2 protein-coding genes are annotated in these 1,466 nt (G+C 39.8%); both read left to right on the top strand.

Annotated features, from left to right (window positions below; all coding sequences use genetic code 11):
• Positions 1-176: 176 nt before the first annotated feature.
• On the top strand, positions 177-692 hold the full coding sequence (locus A6D97_RS03465; protein ID WP_065583836.1) for a hypothetical protein: 516 nt from the start codon (positions 177-179) through the stop codon (positions 690-692).
• Positions 693-822: 130 nt separating this feature from the next.
• Entirely contained in the window at positions 823-1,416 is a 594-nt protein-coding gene (locus A6D97_RS03470) for a hypothetical protein (protein WP_139074291.1), read from the top strand.
• Positions 1,417-1,466 lie beyond the last annotated feature (50 nt).

Here is a 1,466-nt window from a genome sequence, read left to right on the forward strand (position 1 = left end):
TACCATTTTGGTCTACGGCATGAAGACTAAAGTGGTTTTTAGCTAGGTCGATACTGCAGAAATAAGAATAATCAGACATGGTGCCTCCGATGCATTTAAGTACCACATAAGTGTGGCAGATCCTCGGTAGGGGGAATCCATGTCATTCGTTAGGCAAATAGGAAAAATCATCAACAATGTTCGATATATTTAATCAAGTTTACTTGGAGCTCATTCGCACCTTAACTGGTCAATTGTTTACCGAGAAACAAGTACAGCTAATTACCAAGCATACGGTCGGGAGACATTTAGCTGAATTCTTCCCCGAAGATGAAAACGAAAAAAATGCACGTGAAAGAGTCGAAGAAGCAAGAGTTCATATTTCAAAAGCAGGGGATATTATTAGTCACATGCAAGCTGAGTTAGACCTTCAAACGAACCAGCTAGATACATTATTGAACGAGATCGAACTGAAGAAAGAGCAAGCAAATAAGTTTGCTCAACTTGCAGCTACCAACGAAGCCAAATTTTCTGCATTTAAAGAACAAATGGCAGAAAGTCTAAAGGCTGAGTTAGTAGCGCAATCAAACGAGGGAAAGAACTTACGAAGAGCTGCTTCAGCGTTTATTTGGCTGTTGACGTTAGTTGTAGGTGCTGCTTTAGGTACCTACTTTAAAGAGATTGTTCAGTGGCTTGGATCATTATTTGCCTAACAAACTGTTCAAGAGGAATTCGCAACGCGTGGCATTTTCACTATGCGTTGGTTTAAGTGATTAAGGTGGTATGCGGCGGCTTCGGTATTGCGTTGCTCACCCCTTAACAGGGCTATGTTTCCGAGGAGGAATGATGAGAATACTGCTTAGAAATCTAGCTCTATGGACGGGTATGGTGCTGGTTTTTTGTGCTTTGTTTGCTTCTTTAGATTTGATTAATACTAATTTCTTTGGGGTGATAGTGCCACCATTATTGATGTTCATATGTGGCGCAGTATTGTGCGTTCTAAGTGTTAACTTGTCGAAAAGTAATGACTCTGGTTTTGACGTTTTGGGTCCTTGCAGTAACGTTGAGAAAGACAGGTTACAATGGGAAGTTTACTCAATAACTCATAAAGCGGGTCTAATTGGGTTTTCAGTTTATGGTGCTGCCCTTCTTTCCTTAGCTGTGATACAAGGAAATATAGTGGTTGGTGTGTTGGGTATCGTTGCTAGTTTTTCTTTGTTCTCAAATCATTTCCGAGTTGTTTTCACTAACAGCAAGCACTTTCGTAAACATTACGGTTGGGTCTATCTTTGCTTCTTGTGTGCCCCAATTGTTGATGAATTAACAGGTGATACTAGCTTTGGTTTTATTTCTGCTTTGTTTAGTCCGTTGGCTATGATACATATCTCATTTGAATGGTCTGAAGCGTACAAAAAGCTCAATAAAACAAAAACATAACAAACGACTATGGCGTCAATGATTAATTTTTGGCAGTGTTTTCATCCCAC

Source organism: Vibrio sp. ZF57, from assembly GCF_001691235.1.
GTDB classification, from domain to species: domain Bacteria; phylum Pseudomonadota; class Gammaproteobacteria; order Enterobacterales; family Vibrionaceae; genus Vibrio; species Vibrio crassostreae_C.

Excerpts from the sequence above, each read along its gene's own strand:
- A6D97_RS03465 (WP_065583836.1), top strand. The coding sequence starts at position 177 with ATGTTCGATATATTTAATCAAGTTTACTTGGAGCTCATTCGCACCTTA.
- A6D97_RS03470 (WP_139074291.1), top strand. The coding sequence starts at position 823 with ATGATGAGAATACTGCTTAGAAATCTAGCTCTATGGACGGGTATGGTG.